The organism is Ruegeria sp. AM9 (assembly GCF_056540565.1).
Genome location: NZ_JBQFWY010000002.1, coordinates 52,488 through 76,361 on the forward strand (window position 1 = coordinate 52,488; position 23,874 = coordinate 76,361).

Here is a 23,874-nt window from a genome sequence, read left to right on the forward strand (position 1 = left end):
GACATGCAAACACGGATGCTGATCAACGGAGAGATGGTCGCTGGCAATGGAGAACCTCTCTCGGTATTGGACCCGACGACCGGAGAAACCGTCGTGCAAGTGCCCGAAGCCACGCCAGATCAGATCGAGGCTGCGACACGTGCGGCGCATGAGGCGTTTGAAACCTATCGCCTCAGCACCCCCGCCGACCGGGCCGGGTATCTCAACGCGATTGCCAACGTGATCGAAGAGAACATCGAGGAACTGGCGGAACTGGAAACGCTGGATGTTGGCAAACCCTGGCCCATGGCCCGCGATGAGGAAATGCCGCTGACCATCGACACGTTCCGGTTCATGGCCGGAGCTGCGCGCACGATGACCGGGTCGGTGGCCGGGGAGTATGCCGCGGGGCATACCTCGATGATCCGCAAGGACCCGATCGGCCCTGTCGCTTCGATCGCGCCGTGGAACTATCCGCTGATGATGGCTGCTTGGAAGATTGCGGCCCCGCTGGCGGCGGGCTGCACCATCGTCATGAAGCCCTCCGAGATTACCCCTCTGGCCACGTTGCGGCTGGCGGAATTGCTGGCCGATGTGCTGCCCAAAGGCGTGCTGAATGTGGTGCATGGTCGGGGGACCTCGGTCGGAGACACTCTGATCAACGACCCGCGGATCGAGGGGATTTCGATCACCGGCTCTCCCGCCACGGGAATGGCAGCGATGAGGGCGGCGTCGAACCAAATCCGCCACGTGCATCTGGAACTTGGCGGCAAAGCCCCGGTCATCGTATTCGACGATGCCGATATCGACACGGTGGCGGAAACGATCCGCTACGGATCATTCTTCAACGCGGGTCAGGACTGTGCCCAACCCTGCCGGGTGATGGTGCAGGACGGGATCTACGACAAGCTCATTGCGGCTGTCTCGGAGCAGGTCAGCCAGATCAGGATCGGCGCCCCCAAGGCCGAGGGCACCGAAATGGGCCCCATCGTCTCGGCCACCCAAAGGGACCGCGTTGCGGGGTTCGTTGACCGCACCCGCAGCAGTTGCGAGATCACCGTGGGCGGGCGGATCGCAGACGGCCCCGGTTTTTTCTACCAGCCGACCGTTGTGGCCAATGTCGACAATAGTGCCGAGATCGCGTGTAGCGAAGTCTTCGGCCCGGTCGTCACCCTGTCGCGCTTTTCCGAGGCTGAAGACGCGCTGCGGATCGCCAATTCCGGGCGCTATGGTCTGGCCTCGTCGATCTGGACAAGGGATGTTTCGACCGCAATGAAAATGACCGCGCAACTGCGCTATGGCATGACCTGGGTGAACACGCATGGGATGCCCGCAGCGGAAATGCCCTGGGCCGCAATGAAGGGTTCGGGCACCGGCTGTGACATGTCGGTCTACGCGCTGGATGCTTATACATCTGTGCGGCATGTGATGGTGGCACACTGATGCGGTTGGCTGGGAAACGAGCACTGGTGACCGGTGGCCGCCAAGGCATCGGGCGCGGGATTGTCGAGGCCTTCCTGCGCGAAGGGGCTGCCGTCACGACCTGCGGACGCGGCGCAAGGCCCGAAGAGCTGTCGGACAGCGTGATCTGGTATCCGCTGGACGTCACCAATGCCAACGCAGTCGACGAATTGGCCTACGTAACGGACGGCACGGACATTCTGGTCAACAACGCGGGCGTTCAGGTTGAAAAGACTGTGACCGGCAGCACGGACGCAGATTGGGACGCGGTGATCGGCACCAATTGCCGAGGCGTTTTCAACATGTGCCGCGCCTACATCCCGCGCATGTCCGAGGGTGGATCGATCATAAATATCGGCTCAATCTCGGGTCAGGTCGCGGACCCGTCGATGGCCCTATATAACGCGTCCAAAGCGTTTGTGCATGGGCTGACCCGGTCAATTGCGGTGGATCACGGCCCCAAGATACGCTGCAACGCGATCTGCCCCGGCTGGATCGAAACGGGAATGCTGGAAGCTGGCTTTGATCTGGCAGCCAACCCCGATACCGCCCGGCGCGACGCGTTGGCCCGACACGCGACACGCCGATTTGGCAAGCCCGAGGATATCGCCAGCATGGCGGTCTGGCTGGCCTCGGACGAGGCCGTTTTTGCCACCGGCCAGTTGTTCACCGTGGATGGCGGCCTGACGGCGGCTTCTCCCCTCAATCCGGGGCTATTCTGATGGAGTTCGCACACACCGCCTGTCTGGGCGGCGGCACCATTGGCGCCAGTTGGGCGGCGCTGTTTCTGGCCTCGGGCAGATCAGTGGCGATGTTCGATCCGGACCCGGATGTCGAGCACAAGGTTCGGGCCTATATTGAAACCGCCTGGCCCACAATGACCGAGCTTGGGCTGGCGGCCCGCGGCACGCCCGATGCCATCACGTTTCATACCAGCGCGGCCCGTGCGGTCGAGGGTGCCGCTTTCGTACAGGAAAACGTCCCTGAACGCCTGCCGATCAAACACGCCACCTTTGCCGAGATCGAGCCCGCCCTGACATCCGATGCGATCGTTGCCAGCTCTGCCTCGGGGCTGACCCTCAGCCAGATGCAGCCGGGATGGACCGACCCGTCGCGCTTCGTTCTGGGGCACCCGTTCAACCCGCCGCACCTGATCCCTCTGGTCGAGGTGCTGGGCAACACGCGCACCGCCGACGGCGTGGTTGATGCGGCTGAGCACTTCTATCAGGCCGTCGGGAAAACCACGATCCGGCTACACAAAGAGGTCCCCGGCCATGTCGCCAACCGCCTTCAGGCCGCGATCTGGCGCGAGGCGATCAGCCTTGTCGTCTCTGGCGTCGCGTCGGTCGAGGATGTGGACAAAGCCATCTGGGCCGGACCCGGCCTGCGCTGGGCGGCAATGGGGCCGACCATGCTGTTCAACCTCGGCGCAGGTGACGGCGGGTTGCAGGCCTTCTGCGACCACTTCACGGACACGTTCAACGGCTGGTGGGATGATCTGGGTCAGGTCCACCTTACCGAAGGGGTCACACGCGTGCTGACACAGGGGGTCGAGGCCGCAGCCGCAGGAAAATCCACGACCGAACTGGCGCGGACGCGGGACGCCCTGATCGTTGCCATGCAAAAGTCGGTTGCCGGGCTGCGATGACCGCCACGGCGTCAACGTCCGATGATGATATCGGCGCAGAGGCCTCCCAAACGTTCGCTCTTGCTCAGGCGCAGCACGCCGCCATGCGCGCGCGCGATATCCGACACGATAGCAAGGCCCAGCCCGACTCCGGTGCCCTGATTCTGATTGCGCGCCGGATCGAGGCGCGAAAAGGGTTTCACCGCCTCGGACCGCTGATCGGGCGGTATGCCCGGCCCGTCATCCTCGACCCGAATACGAACGGATTTCGGCGTGATTGACAGGCTGACATCGGCGTGTTTGCCGTATCGCACGGCATTCCCGATAAGGTTCTCAACCGCGCGCCGGATGGCTGTCGGGCGCAACATCGCGATCCCCTCGCCGTCAACCGAGATCAGATCGGCCTCATAACCCGCTCGGCGCGCGTCCTTGACGATCTGCTGCAACAGGCCTTTGGGATCGACGGCCTCGGGCGATCCTTCGGCCGCCCCGCGCGAAAACTCAAGGAAAGCGTCCAACAGCAACTGCATCTCATCGACGTCTTGTTGCAGGGGCGCGGCTTCATCTTCGGGCAACATCGACAGGCCCAGTTTCAGACGGGTCAGAGGGGTTCGGAGGTCGTGACTCACTCCAGACAGCATCATGGTGCGCTGCTCCATCTGGCGTTCGATACGGGCGCGCATGTCCAGAAAGGCACTGCCCGCCGCCCGCACTTCGATCGCGCCGCCCGGCGAATACGGCACCACCCTGCCCCGGCCAAAGGCCTGCGCGGCCTCGGCCAGACGGGTGATCGGACGCAATTGATTGCGCATGTAGAGAAACGAAATCGAGGTCATGATGATCGCAAAAAACAGCATCGTCACGATCAACTGATGCGGTGCCACTGGTGACAGACGCCGCCGATCAAAGGTCAACTGCAACAGGCCAAGGTCGGTCTGCATATACACGCGCGCCTCTTGCCCGCTGGGCAAAGCAACCGCTGCAAGATCCGGTAACAAGGCGCGCAGGTCCGCCTCGACCTGCGGTGCGATGAAGTCATACCAGCGACGTTGCCCGACTATCGGTTCTTCGTTGATGTCCAGAAAGCGCGCCTTCATATCCAGCGCCTGCAGATCGGGCCGGACAACCGCCAGCGCCTGTTGTTGGGTTTCGGTCGCGTTCACCTCATCAACCACCAGCATTACCTCGCGCGAGGCCGCCCGGGTCATCTGCGCGGTGACATCCTCAAGGTGTTTTTGCAGGAACGCGACGCCAACCACCAACAACAGGACGACCACTGGCAGAACCAGTATCAGCGCAGCACGGGTATAGAGGCTGCGCGGCATATAGGATTTGAGCCATTGCGCCGACATGCGCTAAACCTAACGGGCTGTTACGACAAGAGAAAGAGCGCAGAATGCAGACCCCGGACGATTTCAACCCACCTGCCGGACCAGCTATCGAGCTGCAACCGGGTCTGCGCCGAATTCTGGCCCCGAATCCCTCACCCATGACCTATCGCGGGACCAACACCTATCTGCTGGGTACTGGCGACCTTGCCGTGATTGATCCCGGCCCGCGCAGCGACGCACATCTTGGGGCGATTCTGGACGCCGTGCAGCCCGGCCAGCGCATCAGCCACATCATCGTGACCCACAGCCATCTGGACCACTCTCCGCTGGCGCGCCCCCTGTCCGAGCGCACCGGCGCGCCCGTTCTGGCCTTTGGCGGACCCGAGGCCGGGCGCAGCGCAGTAATGACCGAACTGGCGCAAGGCGGGTTGGCAGGCGGTGGTGAAGGCATCGACACCGCTTTTCGCCCGGATGTCGAACTGCCCGATAGCGCGCAGATCACTGGCGATGGCTGGCAGCTTGAAGTGATTCACACCCCCGGCCATCTGGGCAACCACATCGCTTTGGGCTGGGGCAATGTCTGCTTCACCGGAGATCACGTCATGGGATGGGCAAGTTCGCTGGTCTCACCCCCGGACGGAGACCTGACGGATTTCATGACCGCCTGCCATCGGTTGCGGGCGCGCGACTGGTCCGTGTTTCACTCGGGGCACGGAGCCCCGATTCCCGACCCCGCCGCGCGGCTCGACTGGCTGATCGATCATCGCCTGACACGCGAGGCACAGATTCTGTCGGCGCTCGAACACCAACCCGGCACGGCCCGAGATCTGGCCGAACGTATCTACGTGGACACTCCGGTCGCGCTGCTGCCCGCTGCGGAAAGAAACGTTTTCGCGCATCTTATTGATCTGCTTGGAAAATCAAAGGTCACCACCGACGGCGCGCTATCCGCAACCGCGCGTTTTTACAGACAATCCTGAGGGCGCGGAACTTTTTTGGGAAAACGTTACATTCCCCTCTGGACGACGAAAATCGAGGTTGTTATACGCCCCTCAGTTCCGGCGTAGCTCAGCGGTAGAGCAGTTGACTGTTAATCAATTGGTCGTAGGTTCGATCCCTACCGCCGGAGCCAAAATCCCCCTATTTCCCAGCCCTCCAGCGCGCTGAATTCCACACAAGTCACGGTGCGGGAATTTTCGACGAAAAATCTTAAACGCCCTCTGGACGCCGCAGATACAGGTTGCTATACGGCGCGAACCGTTCCGGCGTAGCTCAGCGGTAGAGCAGTTGACTGTTAATCAATTGGTCGTAGGTTCGATCCCTACCGCCGGAGCCATATCCCCTTGTTTTGAATCTCAGCCCGTCAAGGCACCCTCGAAATCCGCGCGCAGAGTTCGCTTCAACACCTTGCCGGTGGCGTTCAAGGGCAAGGCATCGACGAACACCACTTTGTCCGGCACCTGCCAGTTGGCGATCTTGCCGCCGTAAAACGCCAGTATCTCTTCTTCGGCCGGCTCTTCACCGTCGGCTTTGACCGCCACCAACAAGGGGCGCTCACCCCATTTCGGATGCGGCACGCCGACCACGGCGGCTGTCGCCAGTTTGGGATGCGCAACGGCGATGTTTTCCAATTCTACCGAACTGATCCACTCGCCGCCGGACTTGATGATATCCTTTGAGCGGTCGCGGATGGTCATGTACCCGTCGGGGTCCAGCGTGGCCACATCCCCGGTCGCGAACCAGCCATCCTGCAAAAGTTCTTGATCTTGCATCTGGAAATAGCTGTCCAGCACCCAGAACCCACGCACCAGCAGATCACCCTGCGTTTCGCCGTCATGCGGCAAGTCATTGCCGTCGTCGTCCACGATCTTCAACTCAACGCCGTAACAGGGCCGCCCCTGGCTTTCCCGTAGCCCATGCTGCTCGTCCACTGGCAGGTCGAGGTGTTTGGCCAAGGGCTGGTTTGCGGTGCCCAGCGGGCTCATCTCGCTCATGCCCCAGGCGTGTACGGTATCAACGCCATAGGTTTCGCGGAAGGTTTCGATCATCGACGGCGGGCACGCGGCCCCACCGATGACCGTGCGTTCGAGGCTGGCCAGCGTAGTTCCGGACTGAGCAGCATAGGCCAGCAACCCCTGCCAGATCGTCGGCACCCCCAGGGCAAGCGTGACACCGTATGTGTCGATCAGCTTGACCAAGGCCTCACCATGCAAATCCGGCCCCGGCAACACCATGCGAGAACCCGACATGGCGCAGGCATAGGGCGAACCCCAGGCGTTTACATGGAACATCGGCACCACGGGCATCACCACATCCATCGCCGAGAACCCGATCACATCGCGGGTGTTCGACCCAAAGCTGTGCAGCACGGTCGAGCGATGCGAATACAGCACCCCCTTGGGGTTACCGGTCGTGCCCGACGTATAGCAAAGGCTGGACGCGGTATTCTCGTCAAAGCTGGGCCATTGGAACCCCGCATCGCCGGTTTCGATCAGGTCGTCATAGAACTGAACGCCGGGGATTTGGGCGACCGCGTCTTCATTCCGCGGCCCCATCAGGACGAAGTGTTGAACTTCTGTCAAATGCTCCTGCAACGCGGCCACCAGCGGGATGAATGTCGCGTCGAAGAACAGCACCCGATCCTGCGCGTGGTTGATGATATAGGTCAGTTGCTCGGGGAACAGGCGCGGGTTTACCGTGTGGCAGACGAACCCTGCGCCCGACGTCGCAAAATAAATTTCAAGATGTCGCCGATTATTCCAGGCCAAGGTCCCAATCCGGGCTTGCGGCTCTAGCCCCAGTGCGGTCAGCGCCGAGGCCAGTTTCTGCGCATTTTCCGCAACTTCTGCCCAATGTGTCCCAGTCACCGTGCCGTCGGTCTCGACCGAGTAGATCTCGGTCTGACCGTGGTATCTGTCGGCGTGATTGATCAGCGACGAGATCAGCAAAGGCTGCGTCATCATCTGTCCCAGCATGGGCGTCCTCCCTTTGGTGGCGACGCTTCTGTTTGGCGGCACCATTTTTTGCCTTCCCCGGAGTTTAGGAAACACCGGGTCGTCAAGGCTCTGACCTGGGGGAAATCCTGCCAATCATTTATTTTTCTGACAACAAAAGATTGTGGCCCGCCGCAGCGGCAAATCGCTGATTTACCGGAACCTAGTCCCGGTGGCGCAGCGCATAGGCCACCAGCGCGGCGGTCGAACCATCCTTGCCGTCCGCGCTTTCCTCACCATCGACAATCGGGCCAAGCGAAGTTGCCAGCTCCTTGCCCAACTCAACGCCCCACTGGTCGAACGAGTTGATCCCAAGCAGCACCCCTTCGACAAACACGCGGTGCTCGTAAAGTGCAATGATCTGGCCCAGCACAAATGGCGTCAGCTTCGGATAGATCAGGGTCGTGGACGGCCGATTACCGGAGAACACACGGTGGCGGGCCTGACGCTCCAGCTCATCGCCTTGCAGGCCCGCGCTAGCCATGCGCTGCCGGGCCTCGTCCAGCGACCGGCCGCGCATCAGCGCCTCGGACTGCGCCAGACAATTGGCCAGAAGCAGGCGGTGGTGGTGGGCGAGTTCGGGCTCGTGACCTTCGGCGGCGACCATGAACTCACAGGGGATTACATCGGTGCCCTGATGGATCAGTTGGTAAAAGGCGTGCTGGCCATTGGTGCCGGGCTCCCCCCAAACCACCGGGCCAGAGGGCATGGTCAGCGGACTGCCGTCCATGGCGACGGATTTGCCGTTCGATTCCATCTCAAGCTGTTGAAAATAGGCCGGCAGGCGCAACAGGCGTTGGTCATAGGGCAGAACCGCCCGGCTGGAGTGGCCCAAAACCTGCCGATGCCAGACGCCAACCAAGGCCAGCATCACCGGCATGTTCTCAGCCCAGTTCGCGGCCCGGAAATGCACGTCCATCGCCTGCCCGCCGCGCAGGAAGGCGTCGAAAGCGTTCGAACCCACGGCGATCATCACCGGCAGGCCGACCGGCCCCCAGACCGAGTAGCGCCCGCCGACCCAATCGGCAAAGCCGAACACGCGATCCTTGGGGATGCCAAAGGTTTCGGTCTTGTCCACGGCGCTGGACACGGCGGCGAATTGCCTGGCTGGATCACCGCCGCCATCCATCATCCATGCCCGCGCGGTGCGGGCGTTGGTCATGGTCTCGATGGTGGTAAAGGTCTTGGATGCCACGATCACCAGCGTCCGCGTCGGATCAAGCTGGCGCAGCGTATCGGCGATATGGGCGCCATCCACGTTAGAGACATAGTGCAGCCGCGGCCCGTCGTGATATGGGGAAAGCGCATGGGTCGCCATCACCGGCCCCAGATCGGAACCGCCAATGCCGATATTCACCACGTCGCTGAAACTGCCCCCTGCCCCGGTGATCGCGCCGCCGCGCACCTCTTCGGCAAAGACCCGCATCCGCTGCAATGTGTCCAGCACGTCGGGCATAACGTCCAGACCGTCAACCTCAACCGGTCCGCCTTCCAGATTGCGCAGCGCCGTGTGCAGCACCGCGCGCCCTTCGGTTTCGTTGATCTTGGCGCCCGAGAACATCGCCTCGCGCCGTTCGGCCAGCCCGGCTGCATCACACAGGGCAATAAGGGCGTCCCGAGTGTCGTGGTCGATCTGCGTTTTCGAATAATCAAACAAAAGATCACCGGTCGAGGCTGAATACGCCCCCGCCCGGTTTGCATCCTTGTCAAACAGGCCAAGAATGGTCTGGTCTTTTCGTTCGCTGGCTAGGGCGGTGAGACCGTCAAGTTGCATCTGCTTACTCCGCCCAGTGGACCGTCATGCCGCCGAGGACCGCCGCAATGGGCGCCTGTTCCGGCGGCAGGGACATGGCGCGCTCCAACGCGGCGCGCTTGGCGCTGCCAAAGATGATCAGGTGTTTCGACAAGGCACCGTCCAGCACCGGAGCGGTCAGGGTTATCCGCGGTTCAGGTTGCACATCGGTCCGCGCCACCGCCAACGGGCGCGCATGGCTGTCAAGCGCGGCCTCAAGCCCATCCATGCCGGGGAACAGAGACGCGGTGTGCATGTCCTCGCCCATCCCAAGCACGACAACCGACAAGGGGCGGATCGGAGTGATCAGGCTTTCGAGTTCCGGCAGCACATCCTCGGGCTCTTCGCCGGGCACATAAAGTGGGATGTACTGCGCCGCCGAGGCGCGGTTGGTCAGCAGCCGCTCGCGGATCAGGCGTTCGTTCGAACGCTCATGATCGCCGGGCACACAGCGTTCATCAGTAGGCAGAACCCGCACCCGGTCCCATTCCAGGTTGGCCGCGCAAAGAACGTCAAAAACCGGGCCGGGTGTGGTGCCTCCGGGAACCGCCATCGAGACCATGTCATGATGCAGCAAGGCAGATTCCAGCTCGCCCGCCAACTCGTTTGCAACGTCAATGGCCAGCATGTCCCTGTCTGCGTATTCCTGTAATTTCATGGGTTTATCCCTTGCCAGCGGCGACCGTCTCGTTTCATCAGCAGCTCGGCGTCGCCCGGGCCAGTGCTGCCACTTTCATAAGGTTTGGGAACGTCCCCGCGCGCCTGCCAGCCCGCGATGATCGGGTCGGTCCAGGCCCAGGCGGCCTCGACCTCATCGCCGCGCATGAACAGGGTCTGGTTGCCGCGGATCACATCCATCACCAGCCGCTCATATGCATCCGGCGGGTCCTGATTTTCCGGCCCCAGCGCCTCGGCAAAGCTCATGTCCAAGGGCACGTCGACCAGACGCATCCCACCCGGCCCCGGTTCCTTGATTGTCACCTTCAGCGTGATGCCTTCGTTTGGCTGCAACCGGATCGACAGTACGTTGGCGTGCCGCCCGGCATCCGCGCCAAAGATCGAATGCGGCGCGTCCTTGAACATCACGTTAATCACCGAAGACCGCGCCACCAACCGCTTGCCAGTGCGCAGATAGAACGGCGTACCTGCCCATCGCCAGTTGCTGATATGCGCCTTGAGCGCCACATAGCTTTCGGTCGTCGAGCGCGGATTGCCCACGACCTGACGGTAGCTGGGTCCGTCGCCTTCGAACTGGCCGCGCACGATATGGTGCGGCTCGACCGGGTCCAGCGCACGGATCACTTTCAGCTTTTCGTCGCGCACCGCATCGGGGTCGAACTTGGCCGGAGGCTCCATCGCGATCAGGCAGAGCAATTGCATCAGGTGGTTCTGCATCATGTCGCGCATGGCGCCCGCGCGGTCATAGTATTCCTCGCGCCCGTCAATGCCGACGGATTCGGCCACCGTGATCTGAATGTGATCGACATACTGGCTGTTCCAGAGCGGCTCGAACAGCATGTTGCCAAAGCGGACGGCCATCAGGTTCTGAACGGTTTCCTTGCCCAGATAGTGATCGATCCGATAAATCTGACCTTCCGAGAAATGCTTGGCCAGCGTCGCGTTCAACGTCCGGGCACTTTCCAGATCGTGGCCGAATGGTTTTTCCACGACAATGCGTGTCTGCTGGGTCGCCAGCTTATGCGATTTGATACTTTCGGCCAAAGGGCCAAACAGGCGCGGCCCGACCGAGAAATAGAAGGCCCGCACCCGGTCGACGGTCAGCTTTGCCGCCAGTTGGTCCCACCCTTCATCCGACAGCGCGTCCAGCGGGACATAGTCGACCCGTTGGAGGAAAGAGTTCAGCGCATCGGCGTCACGGCACTGTTTGGCCGCGTGGGTGCGCAACGATTCGGCGACAATGTTCCGGAACGCATCCCGGTCATAAACGGCGCGGGCTGCACCGATGATCTGCACGTCACCCGGCCATTGCCCGGCACAAAACCGACGAAACAGCGCCGGAAGGATCTTGCGCTGCGCAAGATCGCCGGTACTGCCGAAAATGACCAGATCGAACGGATCGACGGGTATGACACGAGAAACCATGTGTTTCCCCTACCTTACCCCTGCGGACATGTCTAATGTTAGCGCAATCATTTTTGATATTTTTTTGCTCATCAAAACTCTGTCAGGTGCGGCGTGAGCCCCTTAACTAACCCGGCCTGAAAGGCTAAGTCAGCACCAAGACGCCAAGGAACCGGATAGCGGCATGAAAGACAACGCCCCTCAGAGCGCCAATATAGGCAAGTTTCAGGACAAAATGGTGACAGCTGACGGGCAGACGCGGGCCTCGGTGTCGCTTAGCAACCCCGAAACGCTTTGGTTCAACACCGGAACCCTGTGCAATATCGAATGCCTCAACTGCTATATCGACAGCAGCCCGACCAATGATGCGCTGGTCTATATCACCGCTGATGAAGTGCGGGATTACCTGGATCAGATCAAGGACCGCAACTGGCCGGTGCGCGAAATCGGATTTACCGGTGGTGAGCCGTTCATGAACCCCGAAATGATCGACATGACCCGCGCCTGTCTTGAGCGCGGCTATGAGGTGCTGATCCTGACCAACGCGATGCAGCCGATGATGCGCCGCCGGGTGCAAGACGGTCTGGTGCAACTGCAACGCGACTTTGGCGACAAGCTGACGCTGCGGATTTCGGTCGATCACTACCGTCCCGAATTGCATGACGAGGAACGCGGCAAAGGCAGTTTCGTCAAGACACTGACCGGGATGGAGTGGCTGCGCGACCACGGGTTCAACATGACCGTTGCCGGGCGCACCGTTTGGGGCGATACCGACGCCGAAAGCCGCGCCGGATACGGCGCCTTTTTCGCCGAGCATGGGTTCAAGATCGACGCGCAAAACCCGGGTCAGACCGTTCTGTTCCCCGAGATGGATGAGACCGTCGAGGTCCCCGAGATTACCACTGCCTGCTGGGACATCTTGGACAAATCCCCTGACGCTGTGATGTGCGCCAGCGCCCGCATGGTCGTGAAACGCAAGGGCGCAGACCGTCCGGCGGTTCTGGCCTGTACCCTGCTGCCCTACGCGCCTGAATTCGAGATGGGGCACACCCTGGCCGAGGCCGAAGCGGACGTGCACCTGAACCATCCCCACTGCGCCAAGTTCTGCGTGCTGGGCGGAGCCAGTTGCTCGGGCTGATCAGTTCAATTCGGGGGATTTCCAGAATTTCGTACCAGACGCCCCGGCCGAAACCCGCCAGCCCTTCTTGCCCAACACAAAGAACGACCGGCCATCGGTGAAGCGTACGGTCTCTGCACTGCTGTCCTCCCCGTACATGGCGCCGGTTTCCGCGGTCGCGTCATAGCCGTGTTCGATGAACTTCTCGAGATCGGCTGGGGTTTCAAACAGGATCACGAATTTGGTCTCGAACCCGCCGATACCCACGGCCGCGCCAACGCCGCCTGTCCCCATGTTCATATAGGTATGCTGACCGGTATCCTTCGACACCGCTACACCGCGCCCATACCCGGCCGAGACCGGAAACACAGTAACCCTGCGCGAGTCGAACACCGCATAGCCCGCGCTGATGCCGAACAACTCGTCCGCTTTGGGGTTTTCCGCCAGAAGCTGAGTCAGAACCTCGCTGGCCATCAGGTCCAGCTTGGCGCGGGTCTCCTCGGGCGTGGCCTCATTTGTGACCAGATCGGCGGTTGAATCGACGGTCTCGCCGACGACCTCCGCGCCCTTTTCCACGGTGTCGCCCACGGCTTCGGCTCCGTGCCCGATGGCATCGGCCGCGTTTTCCGCACCTTTTTTGATTTTATCCAGAACGCCTTCGGCAGCGGCAGGTGCGCCGATCAACAAGGCGGCAGCAAGAAACAACACTCGGGACATAAAGCGATTCCGTATATGACCAATGATTTGGTCGACACCTTAACCCAAGCACCAAAAAAATAATGCGTTTCAATCGTTACTGGCCAAAAATATGGCCTGACACTCAATTTACTCTGAATTCACCCACGACATTGCGCCACTCTCCGGGCGCGATCATCTTGCGGTGCGTGAACCGGACCGAATGCAGCGGACCTTCGATCTCGCGCTGCCAGAACTCGACAAATTTAAAGAGCTTTGGATGGTCCGGCGCCAGATCGTAATCCTGCCAGATGAACGTGTTCAGAACGTGAATATAGTCGGGCATATGGTAGAAGAATTCCGCCGTCGTCAGCCCGTACCCCTTGAGCATCAATTCGGTTTCGCTTTGCTCCATGCAGACCTCCAATTTTGTTGCAAGGTCTCTTCATGGTAGCACAAAAACACCCTAATCCTTAGTTAACAAAGTGTTACTCTGATGTTACCGGGGTTTTTCGCGGGTAAAAGGGTTGCTTGCTTGCACCTTATGTGCCGGGTCTGATAAGGTACATCCACAAGATATAGACCCAGAACAATACACGGGCAGTTTACGTGAGCGATACGCCAGATACCTCTGAAAACATGGATGAAACCCCGCCCGAGCGCCCCGTATATGACGGCCCGACGGTGTCCATCGAATCCGAGATGCGCACGTCCTATCTGGACTATGCCATGTCGGTCATCGTCAGTCGCGCGATCCCCGATCTGCGCGATGGCCTGAAACCGGTGCACCGGCGCATCCTGTATGCCATGCACGAGACCGGGAACACGCATGACAAGGCGTACCGCAAGTCGGCCCGTCCGGTCGGTGATGTGATGGGTAAGTACCACCCGCATGGTGACAGCGCGATCTATGACGCGCTGGTGCGGATGGCGCAGGATTTCTCGATGTCGCTGCCGCTGCTCGATGGTCAGGGCAACTTTGGCTCGATGGACGGCGATAACCCGGCGGCCATGCGGTATACCGAAGTGCGGATGGACAAGCCTGCCGCGTCATTGTTGGCCGATATTGAAAAAGAGACTGTCGATTTTCAGGACAACTATGACGGCAAGGACCGTGAACCAACAGTCCTGCCCGCCCGGTTCCCGAACATGCTGGTCAACGGTGCCGGTGGTATCGCCGTCGGTATGGCGACGAACATCCCGCCTCACAACCTGGGCGAAGTGGTTGACGCCACTCTGGCCTTGATCGACGACCCCGATCTGACGTCCGAGCAACTGATCGAATACGTTCCCGGCCCCGACTTCCCGACAGGCGGGGTGATGCTGGGCCGGTCCGGTGCGCGCAAAGCCTATCTGGAAGGTCGTGGCAGCGTCATCATCCGCGCCAAGACGCGCGTGGAAGAAATCCGTCGCGACCGTTACGCCATCGTCGTCGATGAGATCCCCTATCAGGTCAACAAAGCCGCGATGATCGAAAAGATCGCCGAGGCCGTGCGTGAGAAACGCATCGAAGGCGTGGCGCATGTGCAGGACGAATCCGACCGTAACGGCGTGCGGGTTGTCGTTGAACTGAAACGCGATGCCACGCCCGAAGTGGTGCTGAATCAGCTCTACCGCTTCTCGCCGATGCAGACGTCCTTTGGCTGCAACATGCTGGCCCTGAACGGTGGACGGCCCGAACAACTGACCCTGCGCCGGTTCCTGACCTCGTTCATCGATTTCCGCGAAGATGTGGTCGCCCGTCGCACCGCCTACGATCTGCGCAAAGCGCGCGAACGCAGCCACATCCTGTGTGGTCTGGCCGTGGCCGTTTCCAACGTGGACGAAGTGGTTGCCACCATCCGCTCGTCCGCCGACGCAGCCGAGGCCCGCGAAAAGCTGATGACCCGTCGCTGGCCTGCGGCAGAAATCGAAGGCTATCTGCGCCTGATCGACGATCCTCTGTCCAAGATGAACGACGATGGCACCTATAACCTGACCGAGGTTCAGGCCCGCGCCATTCTCGACCTGCGTCTGCAGCGCCTGACCCAACTGGGCGTGAAGGAAGTTACCGACGAGCTGGAAGAACTGGCCGCCAAGATCAAGGAATATCTGGATATTCTGTCCTCGCGCGAACGGATCATGTCGATCATCGGTGATGAGTTGCGCAGCGTACGTGAACAGTTCGCCGTACCGCGCCGTACCGAGATCGTCGAGTGGTCCGGTGACATGGAAGACGAGGACCTGATCGAGCGTGAAGACATGGTCGTGACCGTCACCTCGGGCGGTTACATCAAGCGGACGCCTCTGGCCGACTTCCGCGCCCAGAAACGCGGCGGCAAGGGCCTGTCGGGGATGCAGACCAAGGAAGAGGATGTGGTTACCAACCTCTTCGTGGCCAACACCCACACGCAGCTGCTGTTCTTCACCACCGAAGGCATGGTCTACAAGCTCAAGACCTGGCGTTTGCCGCAGTCCAGCCGCACCGGCAAGGGCAAGGCGATCGTCAACATCCTGCCGATCCCGACCGGCGTTTCCATCGCGGCGATCATGCCCGTTGATGTGCCGGATGAGGAATGGGAAAACCTGCAAATCGTATTCGCCACCAGCGCGGGCGATGTTCGGCGCAACCGCCTGTCGGACTTCACCAATGTGCGTCGAAACGGCAAGATCGCGATGAAGCTGCCCGAGGACGTGGAGCTAGTGAACGCCCGCATCTGTTCGGAAGACGAAGACGTGATGCTGGTCACCAATTCGGGCCGCGCGATCCGCTTCCGGACCACCGATGTGCGCGTGTTCAACTCGCGCGAGTCCACCGGTGTGCGTGGCATCAGGCTGACCAATGGCGACCGCGTGGTGTCGATGTCGGTGATCCGCCACTTCGAGGCCGGGCCGGACGAACGTGCCGCCTACCTCAAGATGCGCCGCGCCGTTGCAGGCATTGCCGATGATGGTGAGACCGACGAGGACGAAGCAGCCCCCGGCACCATCACGCAGGAACGTTATGCCGAGATGTCAGCCGCCGAAAACCTGATCCTGACGATAACGACTGGCGGTTCGGGCAAGCTCAGCTCCAGCCACGATTACCCGGTCCGCGGACGCGGTGGCATGGGGGTTGCGGCGATGGACAAGGCGATGCGCGGCGGTGAGCTTGTGGCCTCGTTCCCGGTTGAGATCGACGACCAGATCATGCTGGCAACCTCCAAGGGCCAGTCGATCCGGGTGCCGGTCGATGGCATCTCGTTCCGATCCCGCAGCGCGGGCGGCGTGAAGGTGTTCAACACCGGCAAGGGCGAAGAGGTCGTCAGCGTCGCATGGATCGCCGATCAGGGCGATGAGGATGGCGACGAGCAAGCCCCGGAATAAGTTAAAGGCGCTACGGCGCCTTTTTCTTTGCCGTCTGGTCTGCGTTTAAGACATCAGAGATCACCCACAAGCGGTCCTGACCCCAGATGTTTTGACCGTTGGCGCGGAAGCTGGGCACGCCCCACAAACCGATTTCGTGCAGGCGGTTCTGGTTGGCCTCGACCCGATTACGCCAATCAGTTGAAGCCAGCTCTGACTTGGCTTCACTCCAGTTCAAACCTGCGACTTCCGTGATTTTGGCCAAACCCGCATCTGTGGCTGCATCGATCCCCTGCGACCACACAGCCGACAGGAAGGCCGAGCAATACTCGGCCAGGCATCCGCACTTTTCGGCATGGCCCAGTAAGGCGTAACCACGCTCAACCCCCGCCCCCAAGGGATCGGAAATGCAACCAAACGGGATACCCAATCGCCGTGCTTCGCGGGTGCAATCGTGCAGGATGTACGAGGACTTTGCAGGCGGCACCGGCAATCCGCGCATCAGCATCGGCAGCACAGGTTTGAGGATCAGATCGGCCTGGCTTTTGCGCGCAAGGTCGCGAACGCGGTCAAAAGCCAGATAGGAATACGGGCTGCGGAAGGAGAAAAAGAACTCGATCTCTTGGCCCTTTGCTGTCACTGGCTGTGGCGTGATATCGGGCACAATCGGTGCAAGCGCTTTTCCCAATCCCAGGCCCTGCAACCGGGTTTCCAGATAGTGCAGCCGGTCGAGCCCCCAATAGCTCTCGCCCCCATAGGCAAAACACCCGCCTTGATAGTGCCCTACCGACGCAAGGGCCCGATCGCCTGCGTTCTTTGCAGGGATGGGGTCTGTCTCTGGCCCGAGCGGGACCGGTCCTCCTGCCCACACGGCCTGTGTCACGGCCTGCGCGATCGACGCAAACTCATCCGTGCCCAGCCCTGCGGCCAGTTTCCTTTCAGCTTTCTCAATGGTCTCAGGGTCGGGATTGGAAAGCGTTGGCGGAACCAGACCAAGGCGACCTGCCACACGCACGACATCGCGGACTGCATTGCGCCGGTATTCGTCGGGTGCGGGCATCATGTCCTGCGGCGGGCCGGAAATCAGGTAGGGCTGAAGACTGATCCCGTATCTACCCTGAAACTGCTGCAACACCTGCACGGTCAAAAGGCTGCAGGGATCTGATATGTCGTGAAAATACCGGACCACATGGGGGCGCCCGGCCAGCCGCCGTTTGACCTCATGCATGTAGCGGCGCGAGGTCTGCAGACGGCGACTGGTCAGCGCCATCGCGGCTTGCGTTTTAAGTTTGCGGCTGATTGACAAGGCCCCCTCCGGCAACGGTTACGAGGCACTGTAACGGCTGCGGCAGGAAAACCCATGCCGCAACACGGGAACGTGACGGCTACAGGTCGTAGAGCCTGCCGAACTTGTCCTCGAGATAGCTGAGCAGAGGTTCCGGCCCCGGCTCGATCCCGCTGGCGCGCTGGATGGTGTCGCGCGGGGCATATAGCCCGCCATAGCGCTGCAGGTTTGCGCGCAGCCAGCCGGTTGCACCGGACGTATCGCCCTCGGCCAGTTGCGTATCCAGATCCGGCACCGCGGCGCGCAACGCCTGATAGAGGCACCCGGCATAGACATTGCCCAGCGAATAGGTCGGGAAATAACCAAACAGCCCAACAGACCAATGCACGTCCTGCAGGCATCCGTTCGAGGGCTTATCGACCGCATAGCCGAAATCGGCCTTGAACCGGTCGTTCCACGCGGCCTCAAGATCGCTGACGTGCAGGTCCCCGGCCATCAGGGCGCGTTCCAGATCAAAGCGCAGCATGATGTGCAGGTTGTACTGCACCTCGTCCGCCTCGGTGCGGATATAGCCGTTATGGACGCCGTTCACCGTGGCATAGAAAGCGTCAGCATTCGTGATCCCGAAATCTCCGAACGTCTCCACCATCTGACCATAGAGCCAGCCGGTAAATGCGCGCGAGCGGCCCAGCTGGTTCTCATAGATCCGGCTTTGGCTTTCATGCACGCCCATCGATACGCCTTGCCCCAGCGGCGTCAGCAGAAAATCTGGGGCGATGCCCTGTTCATAGGCGGCGTGGCCGACCTCGTGAATGGTCGAATAGAAGCAGTTGAACGGGTCGGTCTCGCTGGTGCGGGTAGTAATGCGCACGTCCAGCCCGCTGCCTGAACTGAACGGATGAACCGCCTTGTCGACACGGCCGGTATTCAGGTCATAGCCGAAGGTGGTCGCCAGTTTCTGCGACAGACGCATCTGCGCCAGCTCGTCGAATTTTCCGGTCAGGGCTTGCGGCGCAGGTTTGTCCAGAACCGCCGCGCGCAAGGCGACCAGACGCGGGCGCATCTGGTCGAAAATCTCGGCAATCTGTGCGCCCGTCGTGTAAGGTTCGTAATCCTCGACCATGGCGTCATAGACATCGCCGCCTTGCGCAAGTGCCGCGCCCTCTTCGCGTTTCAGTGCAACGACCTCTTGCAACACGGGCAGGAACGCAGCCACATCCTCATCGGCACGAGCCTGCGCCCATGTGCCCTGAGCGGTCGAGGTCACACGCGCGATGGTTTTGGCCAGATCGGCGGGCACTTTGACCGTACGTTCATAAGATCGACGGATGTCACGGAGCTGCGCTTTGCCCACCTCGTCCTGCGGGTCGGCCTGTTCCAGCCAGTCCGCCACGCGCGGGTCCGAGCGGCGGGCGTGCAGCACCGCCTCGATCGCGGCCATTTCTTCGGCGCGTTGCGGGGCCGCGCCGCGGGGCATCACTGTTTCCTGATCCCAGCCCAACCGCCCGGCAATTTGCCCGAGGGCCGAGGTTTCGCGTTGAAAGGCCATCAGGTCGTCATAGGCGGTCATCGGGGTCAGACTCCGCGGATGGAAGTGGCGATTGGGTAAGCGGTCAGGAACCGCGCGCGCAGGATCAGGGTCCAGACGACGACGGCCATGAACTGGTGGAAGATGGCAAGCTGCCACGGGGCTGCGTAAACCACGGTCAGGATGCCGATGACCACCTGCAGCGACAATGCTGCAAAAGCCGCGTTGAAGGCAAAGCGCGTCTGCGGGTGCGCGCTGGTGCTGCCGCGTCGCCAGACGATGATGGCGAAGATGAACAGCAGGTACCCCGCGCAGCGGTGGATGAACTGCACAAGACCCGGGCTTTCAAAGAAGTTGCGCCACATCGGTTCCAGCATCGCGGCATCGGGCGGCAGAAGCTGCCCTCCGATCAGCGGCCAGTCGGTGTAAGACCGACCGGCATCGATCCCGGCGACCAACGCACCGATCAGGATTTGCAGGAACGCAAAGTGCATCAGGCCGGTCGACAGCGAGAACAGTTTCGCCTCCTTCGCGCGGCGGGCCTGCATCAGGTCGCGTTCTTCGCGGCCCAGTTCAAAGATGTACCAGGCGAGAAAGCCGAGGATCACAAACGCCAGTCCCAGATGCACCGCGAGGCGGTAGCTGGCAACGGCGATCATGCCTTCGCCTTGCGTCACGCCCGAGGCGACCATCCACCAGCCGACGGCCCCTTGAACGCCGCCCAAAATGCCGGGGATCAGCAGCTTGCCAGTCCATCCAGTCGGGATTTTCCCCGCCACGAGGAAGCCGAAGAACCCAAGAGCCCAAACCAGCCCGATCACGCGGCCCAGCTGGCGGTGTCCCCATTCCCACCAGTATATGGATTTGAAATCACTCAGCTCCATCCATTGGTTCTGGATGCGCCATTGGTCGATCTCTTTATACTTGTCGAACTCGGCCTGCCAGTCGGCCTCGGTCATCGGCGGGATGGCGCCAGTGATCGGACGCCATTCGGTGATCGACAATCCGCTATCGGTCAGGCGGGTCAGGCCGCCAACAACAATCATCACAACCACCAGCGCGAACAGGATCATCAGCCAGACGCGGATCGCCCCACGCGTTCCGCCCCTTCCCCGGTCGATCATGCCGGGCTGCACCGCCTGTTGTTTCTCGGTTTCCGAGACCTCTTCGAAGATGCTGCGCTTACCGCTCATGCCGTCCTCATGTCTTGATTTGTCCGCAAGCTAGGGCCATGGCGGGCCGAGGTCCAGCCTCAGCCCTTCTCCTTCCAGCGGACCATCTGCCGCATGATCCCGTGCAGCATCTGCACATCCGCCCGCGTCATCCGCATCCGCGACCACAGATTGCGCAGATTGGTCTTCATGCCTTCGGCCTTTTCGGGCGGATAGAAGAACCCGGCCTCTTCCAGCCGGTCCTCGTAATGTTCGACCAGTTTTTCAACCTCGATCCCCGTGGCCCAATCGCCTTTGCCCAGATCAGTGGCCTCGTGCACCACGTCCCCGGTCTGGCGCATCCACTCATAGGCCGTCAGCAACACGCATTGGCCCAGGTTCAGCGAGGCATATTCCGGGTTCACCGGCACCGAAATGATGGCATTGGCCTTGGCGATATCCTCATTCTCAAGCCCTGCCCGTTCGGGACCGAACAGTACGGCCACCTTTTCGCCCGCCGCCACCTTTTCGGTTGCGATCTGCATGGCGCGCTCGGGGCTGTAGACCGGCTTGGTCAGGCCCCGCTGCCGCGCGGTGGTTGCAAAGACATAGGTGCTGTCACCCAGTGCTCCGGCCAGGTCGTCGAACAGCTGCGCCTCATCCAGCAGCCGCCCGGCCCCGCTAGACATTGCTACGGCCTTGGGGTTCGGCCACCCGTCGCGCGGGGCAACGATCCGCATCCGGTCCAGCCCGAAGTTCCACATTGCCCGCGCGGCGGCACCGATGTTTTCACCCATCTGCGGGCGCACGAGCACAAAGGAAGGCTGAGATTTATCGCTGGGCATGGCTGTCTCCGGAAAACTTCGGGATGCTGTAATCGGCGCATTGGCGCAGGGCAAGGCGTTGGGTCGATCAATTGCGCCTTAATCGGGCATAAAAGTTTGCTTCCCCGGCGCAATCCGCTAAACCGCGCCAAAGACTGAAAGCGAAGGACGCGCCAATGGACACCCCCGAGCAGCCGCAGATTTACCTGATCACCCCGCCCGCAATCACCTTGAGCACTTTTCCCGAACAATTGGCCCGCGTGCTGGACGGCGCCGAGATTGCCTGTATCCGGCTGGCGCTGGCGGGCAGTGACGAGGACACCATCGCCCGCGCGGCTGACGCGTGCCGCGAGGTAGCCCATGCGCGGGACGTGGCCATCGTGATCTCGAACCACGTTCTGTTGGCGCAGCGGCTGGGGCTGGACGGGGTGCATCTGGATGACGCGGCCCGCTCCATCCGGGCCGCGCGCAAGGAACTGGGTGCGGATGCCATCGTCGGCAGTTTCTGCAGCGCCTCCAGCCATGACGGCATGAGCGCCGGAGAAGCTGGCGCAGATTATGTGGCCTTTGGTCCGGTTGGCGCGTCGGCTCTGGGCGACGGAACCATCGCCGAAAAGGACCTGTTCCAATGGTGGTCCGAGATGATCGAGGTTCCGGTTGTGGCCGAAGGCGGCCTGACCCCTGACCTGATCCGCGACTTGGCCCCCCACACCGATTTCTTCGGCATCGGGGATGAAATCTGGTCGCAGGACGACCCCCTGGCCGCGCTGAAGATTCTGACTGACGCGATGTGAGCGTTAACCCTTGCGCCCGCGCCGGGGCTGCGGCATGAGTTCGTCATGACTCAGAACAGCGAAATCCTGTGTATCGGCTCGGTCCTGTGGGACGTGATCGGGCGCTCGGCCAGCGCCATGCGGCAAGGTTCCGACGTGCCGGGGCGGATCACCCGCCTGCCCGGTGGTGTGGCCATGAATATCGCCATGACGCTGGTGCGGTTCGGTATGACCCCAACCCTGCTGACCGCCATTGGCCGCGACCCCGAAGGCGACGAACTGGTCAACGCCTGTGCCCGGCTGGGCATGATCACGGATCACATCTACCGCTCGCAGGATTTGCCGACTGACCGTTACATGGCCGTCGAAGGCGCCAACGGTCTGATCGCCGCAATTGCCGATGCGCATTCGTTGGAGGCCGCCGGAGCCAAAATCCTGCACCCGTTGATGCACGGGCCTCTGGGTAACGAGAATGCACCGTTCGACGGCCCCATCGCACTGGACGGCAACCTGACCCTGACGCTGCTGGAAGAAATCGCCCAAAGCCCGGCCTTTGCACAGGCCGATCTGCGTGTGGCCCCGGCCTCGCCCGGCAAGGCGGAACGCCTGTTACCGTTCCTGAAACATGCCCGTGCGACGCTGTACGTGAACCTCGAAGAGGCCGGCATCCTGTGCCAGCGCGAGTTCACCGATTCCGAATCCGCGGCCAAAGGCCTGCTGGACCGCGGCGCGCTGCGGGTGCTGGTCACGGATGGCGGCAACTCGGCCACCGTCGGCAGCGCAGACGAAATCCTGACGCAAACACCACCCTCTGTTCTGGTCACCCGCGTGACCGGCGCAGGGGACACCTTCATGGCAGCCCATATCGCCTCAGAATCCGGCGGAGCATCCAGCGACGAGGCCTTGACCCGCGCCCTGAACGCCGCCGCAACCTACGTTTCCGGAGAAACCCCACTGTGATCGACATCCACTATTCCGCCGAGGTCCGCGCCGCCAAAGACGCAGGCCAACCCATCGTCGCGCTGGAAAGCACCATCATCACCCACGGGATGCCCTACCCTCAAAACATCGAGGTCGCGGCCCAGGTCGAACAGGACATTCGCGATGCGGGCGCAGTTCCGGCCACGATTGCAGTGATCGACGGTAAGCTGCATGTCGGTCTGGAATCCGATCAATTGCAGGCTCTGGGTCAGGCACAAGGCGTCGCCAAACTGTCCCGCGCCGATATGGCCGCCTGCATCGCCACCGGCGGCACCGGGGCCACCACGGTGGCTGCGACCATGATCGCCGCACATTTCGCTGGGATCGAGGTTTTCGCCACCGGCGGTATCGGCGGTGTGCATCAGGGGGCCGAGACGTCATTCGATATCTCCGCCGACCTGCACGAACTGGCACAGACACCTGTCACGGTTGTGGCTGCGGGCGCGAAGGCAATCCTGGATCTGGCCAAGACACTGGAAGTTCTGGAAACGCTGGGCGTTCCCGTCATCGCGCATGGTCAGGACGAATTCCCCGCTTTCTGGTCGGCGAAATCGCCTTATGCCGCGCCCCTGCGCATGGACAGCGCCGAGGATATCGCCAAGGCCCACGCCACCCGCCGCGCGCTTGGCCTGCCCGGAGGGCAGCTGGTCGCCAACCCGATCCCAGCCGCCGATCAGATTCCGTCCGAGGAACTGGCCCCCATCATCGCCTCGGCCCAGGCCGACGCAGATACGCACCGGATCACCGGCAAAGGCGTCACGCCCTACCTGTTGCAGCGAATCTACGAACAGACTGAGGGCCGCTCGCTGACCGCCAATATCGCGCTGGTCCGAAATAACGCGAAACTGGCGGCCGGAATCGCACGTGCGCTGGCCGCACGGACCGAGTGACATAAACCTATTGTACCAAGGCCCCGGACTGCTTAACTAATTCGGCACATCACTCAGGACT

The 23,874-nt window shown here is 61.6% G+C and carries 20 protein-coding genes and 2 tRNA genes; 11 read left to right on the forward strand and 11 right to left on the reverse strand.

The genetic code is table 11. From position 1 onward, the window contains the following. The first annotated feature begins 3 nt into the window (after positions 1-3). From ACR0DO_RS05095 to ACR0DO_RS05105, 3 genes are read left to right on the forward strand one after another with little or no spacing between them, the layout of a single operon-like run. Positions 4-1,422 carry a gamma-aminobutyraldehyde dehydrogenase gene (locus tag ACR0DO_RS05095; RefSeq protein WP_480557037.1) on the forward strand — a complete coding sequence of 473 codons (1,419 nt, stop codon included), beginning with the start codon at positions 4-6 and terminating at the stop codon, positions 1,420-1,422. Beyond that, positions 1,422-2,162, forward strand: coding sequence for an SDR family NAD(P)-dependent oxidoreductase (locus ACR0DO_RS05100; protein ID WP_480557039.1), 741 nt, complete (start codon positions 1,422-1,424; stop codon positions 2,160-2,162). The genes ACR0DO_RS05095 and ACR0DO_RS05100 overlap by 1 nt, the downstream gene beginning before the upstream one ends. Next, complete coding sequence (locus tag ACR0DO_RS05105; protein WP_480557041.1) at positions 2,162-3,088, forward strand: 3-hydroxyacyl-CoA dehydrogenase NAD-binding domain-containing protein; 927 nt, start codon at positions 2,162-2,164, stop codon at positions 3,086-3,088. The genes ACR0DO_RS05100 and ACR0DO_RS05105 overlap by 1 nt, the downstream gene beginning before the upstream one ends. 11 nt (positions 3,089-3,099) lie before the next feature. On the opposite strand, the gene ACR0DO_RS05110 is transcribed toward ACR0DO_RS05105, so the two are convergent. Then, complete coding sequence (locus tag ACR0DO_RS05110) at positions 3,100-4,419, reverse strand: ATP-binding protein (RefSeq protein WP_480557043.1); 1,320 nt, start codon at positions 4,417-4,419, stop codon at positions 3,100-3,102. Between the two features lie 44 nt (positions 4,420-4,463). Here ACR0DO_RS05110 and ACR0DO_RS05115 point away from each other — a divergent pair, with 44 nt between their 5' ends. The 3 genes from ACR0DO_RS05115 to ACR0DO_RS05125 all read left to right on the forward strand — a co-directional run bounded on the left by ACR0DO_RS05115 (position 4,464) and on the right by ACR0DO_RS05125 (position 5,734). Next, complete coding sequence (locus tag ACR0DO_RS05115; RefSeq protein ID WP_480557045.1) at positions 4,464-5,378, forward strand: MBL fold metallo-hydrolase; 915 nt, start codon at positions 4,464-4,466, stop codon at positions 5,376-5,378. Between the two features lie 77 nt (positions 5,379-5,455). Then, a tRNA-Asn gene (locus ACR0DO_RS05120) sits at positions 5,456-5,530 on the forward strand. 129 nt (positions 5,531-5,659) lie between these two features. Continuing rightward, positions 5,660-5,734 (forward strand) — tRNA-Asn (locus ACR0DO_RS05125). 19 nt (positions 5,735-5,753) lie between these two features. On the opposite strand, the gene ACR0DO_RS05130 is transcribed toward ACR0DO_RS05125, so the two are convergent. From ACR0DO_RS05130 to zwf, 4 genes are all read right to left on the reverse strand, one after another. After that, a complete protein-coding gene (locus tag ACR0DO_RS05130; protein WP_480557047.1) occupies positions 5,754-7,373 on the reverse strand; it encodes a long-chain-fatty-acid--CoA ligase in 1,620 nt (539 codons plus the stop codon). A gap of 181 nt (positions 7,374-7,554) precedes the next feature. After that, positions 7,555-9,165 carry a glucose-6-phosphate isomerase gene (pgi, locus tag ACR0DO_RS05135; protein WP_480557048.1) on the reverse strand — a complete coding sequence of 537 codons (1,611 nt, stop codon included), beginning with the start codon at positions 9,163-9,165 and terminating at the stop codon, positions 7,555-7,557. 4 nt (positions 9,166-9,169) lie between these two features. After that, positions 9,170-9,841, reverse strand: a complete 672-nt coding sequence (pgl, locus tag ACR0DO_RS05140) for a 6-phosphogluconolactonase (protein WP_170443754.1) — start codon at positions 9,839-9,841, stop codon at positions 9,170-9,172. Then, entirely contained in the window at positions 9,838-11,286 is a 1,449-nt protein-coding gene (gene zwf, locus ACR0DO_RS05145) for a glucose-6-phosphate dehydrogenase (RefSeq protein ID WP_480557049.1), read from the reverse strand. The genes pgl and zwf overlap by 4 nt, the downstream gene beginning before the upstream one ends. 163 nt (positions 11,287-11,449) lie before the next feature. Between zwf and ACR0DO_RS05150 the strand changes: the two genes are divergently transcribed. Continuing rightward, entirely contained in the window at positions 11,450-12,403 is a 954-nt protein-coding gene (locus ACR0DO_RS05150; protein ID WP_480557050.1) for a radical SAM protein, read from the forward strand. On the opposite strand, the gene ACR0DO_RS05155 is transcribed toward ACR0DO_RS05150, so the two are convergent. Further along, positions 12,404-13,099, reverse strand: a complete 696-nt coding sequence (locus ACR0DO_RS05155; protein WP_480557051.1) for a lipid-binding SYLF domain-containing protein — start codon at positions 13,097-13,099, stop codon at positions 12,404-12,406. Between the two features lie 103 nt (positions 13,100-13,202). Continuing rightward, positions 13,203-13,472 (reverse strand): usg protein, encoded by a 270-nt coding sequence (locus tag ACR0DO_RS05160; RefSeq protein WP_170325099.1) that lies wholly within the window; start codon positions 13,470-13,472, stop codon positions 13,203-13,205. A 194-nt stretch (positions 13,473-13,666) separates the two neighbouring features. Here ACR0DO_RS05160 and gyrA point away from each other — a divergent pair, with 194 nt between their 5' ends. Continuing rightward, a complete protein-coding gene (gene gyrA, locus ACR0DO_RS05165) occupies positions 13,667-16,402 on the forward strand; it encodes a DNA gyrase subunit A (protein WP_480557052.1) in 2,736 nt (911 codons plus the stop codon). Between the two features lie 10 nt (positions 16,403-16,412). Here the strand turns inward: gyrA and ACR0DO_RS05170 are convergent, their stop codons facing one another. From ACR0DO_RS05170 to ACR0DO_RS05185, 4 genes are all read right to left on the reverse strand, one after another. Continuing rightward, entirely contained in the window at positions 16,413-17,687 is a 1,275-nt protein-coding gene (locus ACR0DO_RS05170; protein ID WP_480557053.1) for a DsbA family protein, read from the reverse strand. A gap of 79 nt (positions 17,688-17,766) precedes the next feature. Further along, a complete protein-coding gene (locus ACR0DO_RS05175) occupies positions 17,767-19,236 on the reverse strand; it encodes a carboxypeptidase M32 (protein ID WP_480557054.1) in 1,470 nt (489 codons plus the stop codon). Positions 19,237-19,241: 5 nt separating this feature from the next. Beyond that, positions 19,242-20,387 (reverse strand): heme A synthase, encoded by a 1,146-nt coding sequence (ctaA, locus tag ACR0DO_RS05180; RefSeq protein WP_480557055.1) that lies wholly within the window; start codon positions 20,385-20,387, stop codon positions 19,242-19,244. 59 nt (positions 20,388-20,446) lie between these two features. Then, positions 20,447-21,190 (reverse strand): RNA methyltransferase, encoded by a 744-nt coding sequence (locus tag ACR0DO_RS05185; protein ID WP_170443739.1) that lies wholly within the window; start codon positions 21,188-21,190, stop codon positions 20,447-20,449. Between the two features lie 155 nt (positions 21,191-21,345). Here ACR0DO_RS05185 and ACR0DO_RS05190 point away from each other — a divergent pair, with 155 nt between their 5' ends. The 3 genes from ACR0DO_RS05190 to ACR0DO_RS05200 are packed head-to-tail and all read left to right on the forward strand — an operon-like array spanning position 21,346 to position 23,813. Next, entirely contained in the window at positions 21,346-21,963 is a 618-nt protein-coding gene (locus ACR0DO_RS05190; RefSeq protein ID WP_170671692.1) for a thiamine phosphate synthase, read from the forward strand. A gap of 45 nt (positions 21,964-22,008) precedes the next feature. Further along, positions 22,009-22,902 carry a PfkB family carbohydrate kinase gene (locus ACR0DO_RS05195; protein ID WP_480557056.1) on the forward strand — a complete coding sequence of 298 codons (894 nt, stop codon included), beginning with the start codon at positions 22,009-22,011 and terminating at the stop codon, positions 22,900-22,902. After that, on the forward strand, positions 22,899-23,813 hold the full coding sequence (locus ACR0DO_RS05200) for a pseudouridine-5'-phosphate glycosidase (RefSeq protein ID WP_480557057.1): 915 nt from the start codon (positions 22,899-22,901) through the stop codon (positions 23,811-23,813). Before ACR0DO_RS05195 ends, ACR0DO_RS05200 begins: the two co-directional genes overlap by 4 nt. Positions 23,814-23,874: the final 61 nt, after the last annotated feature.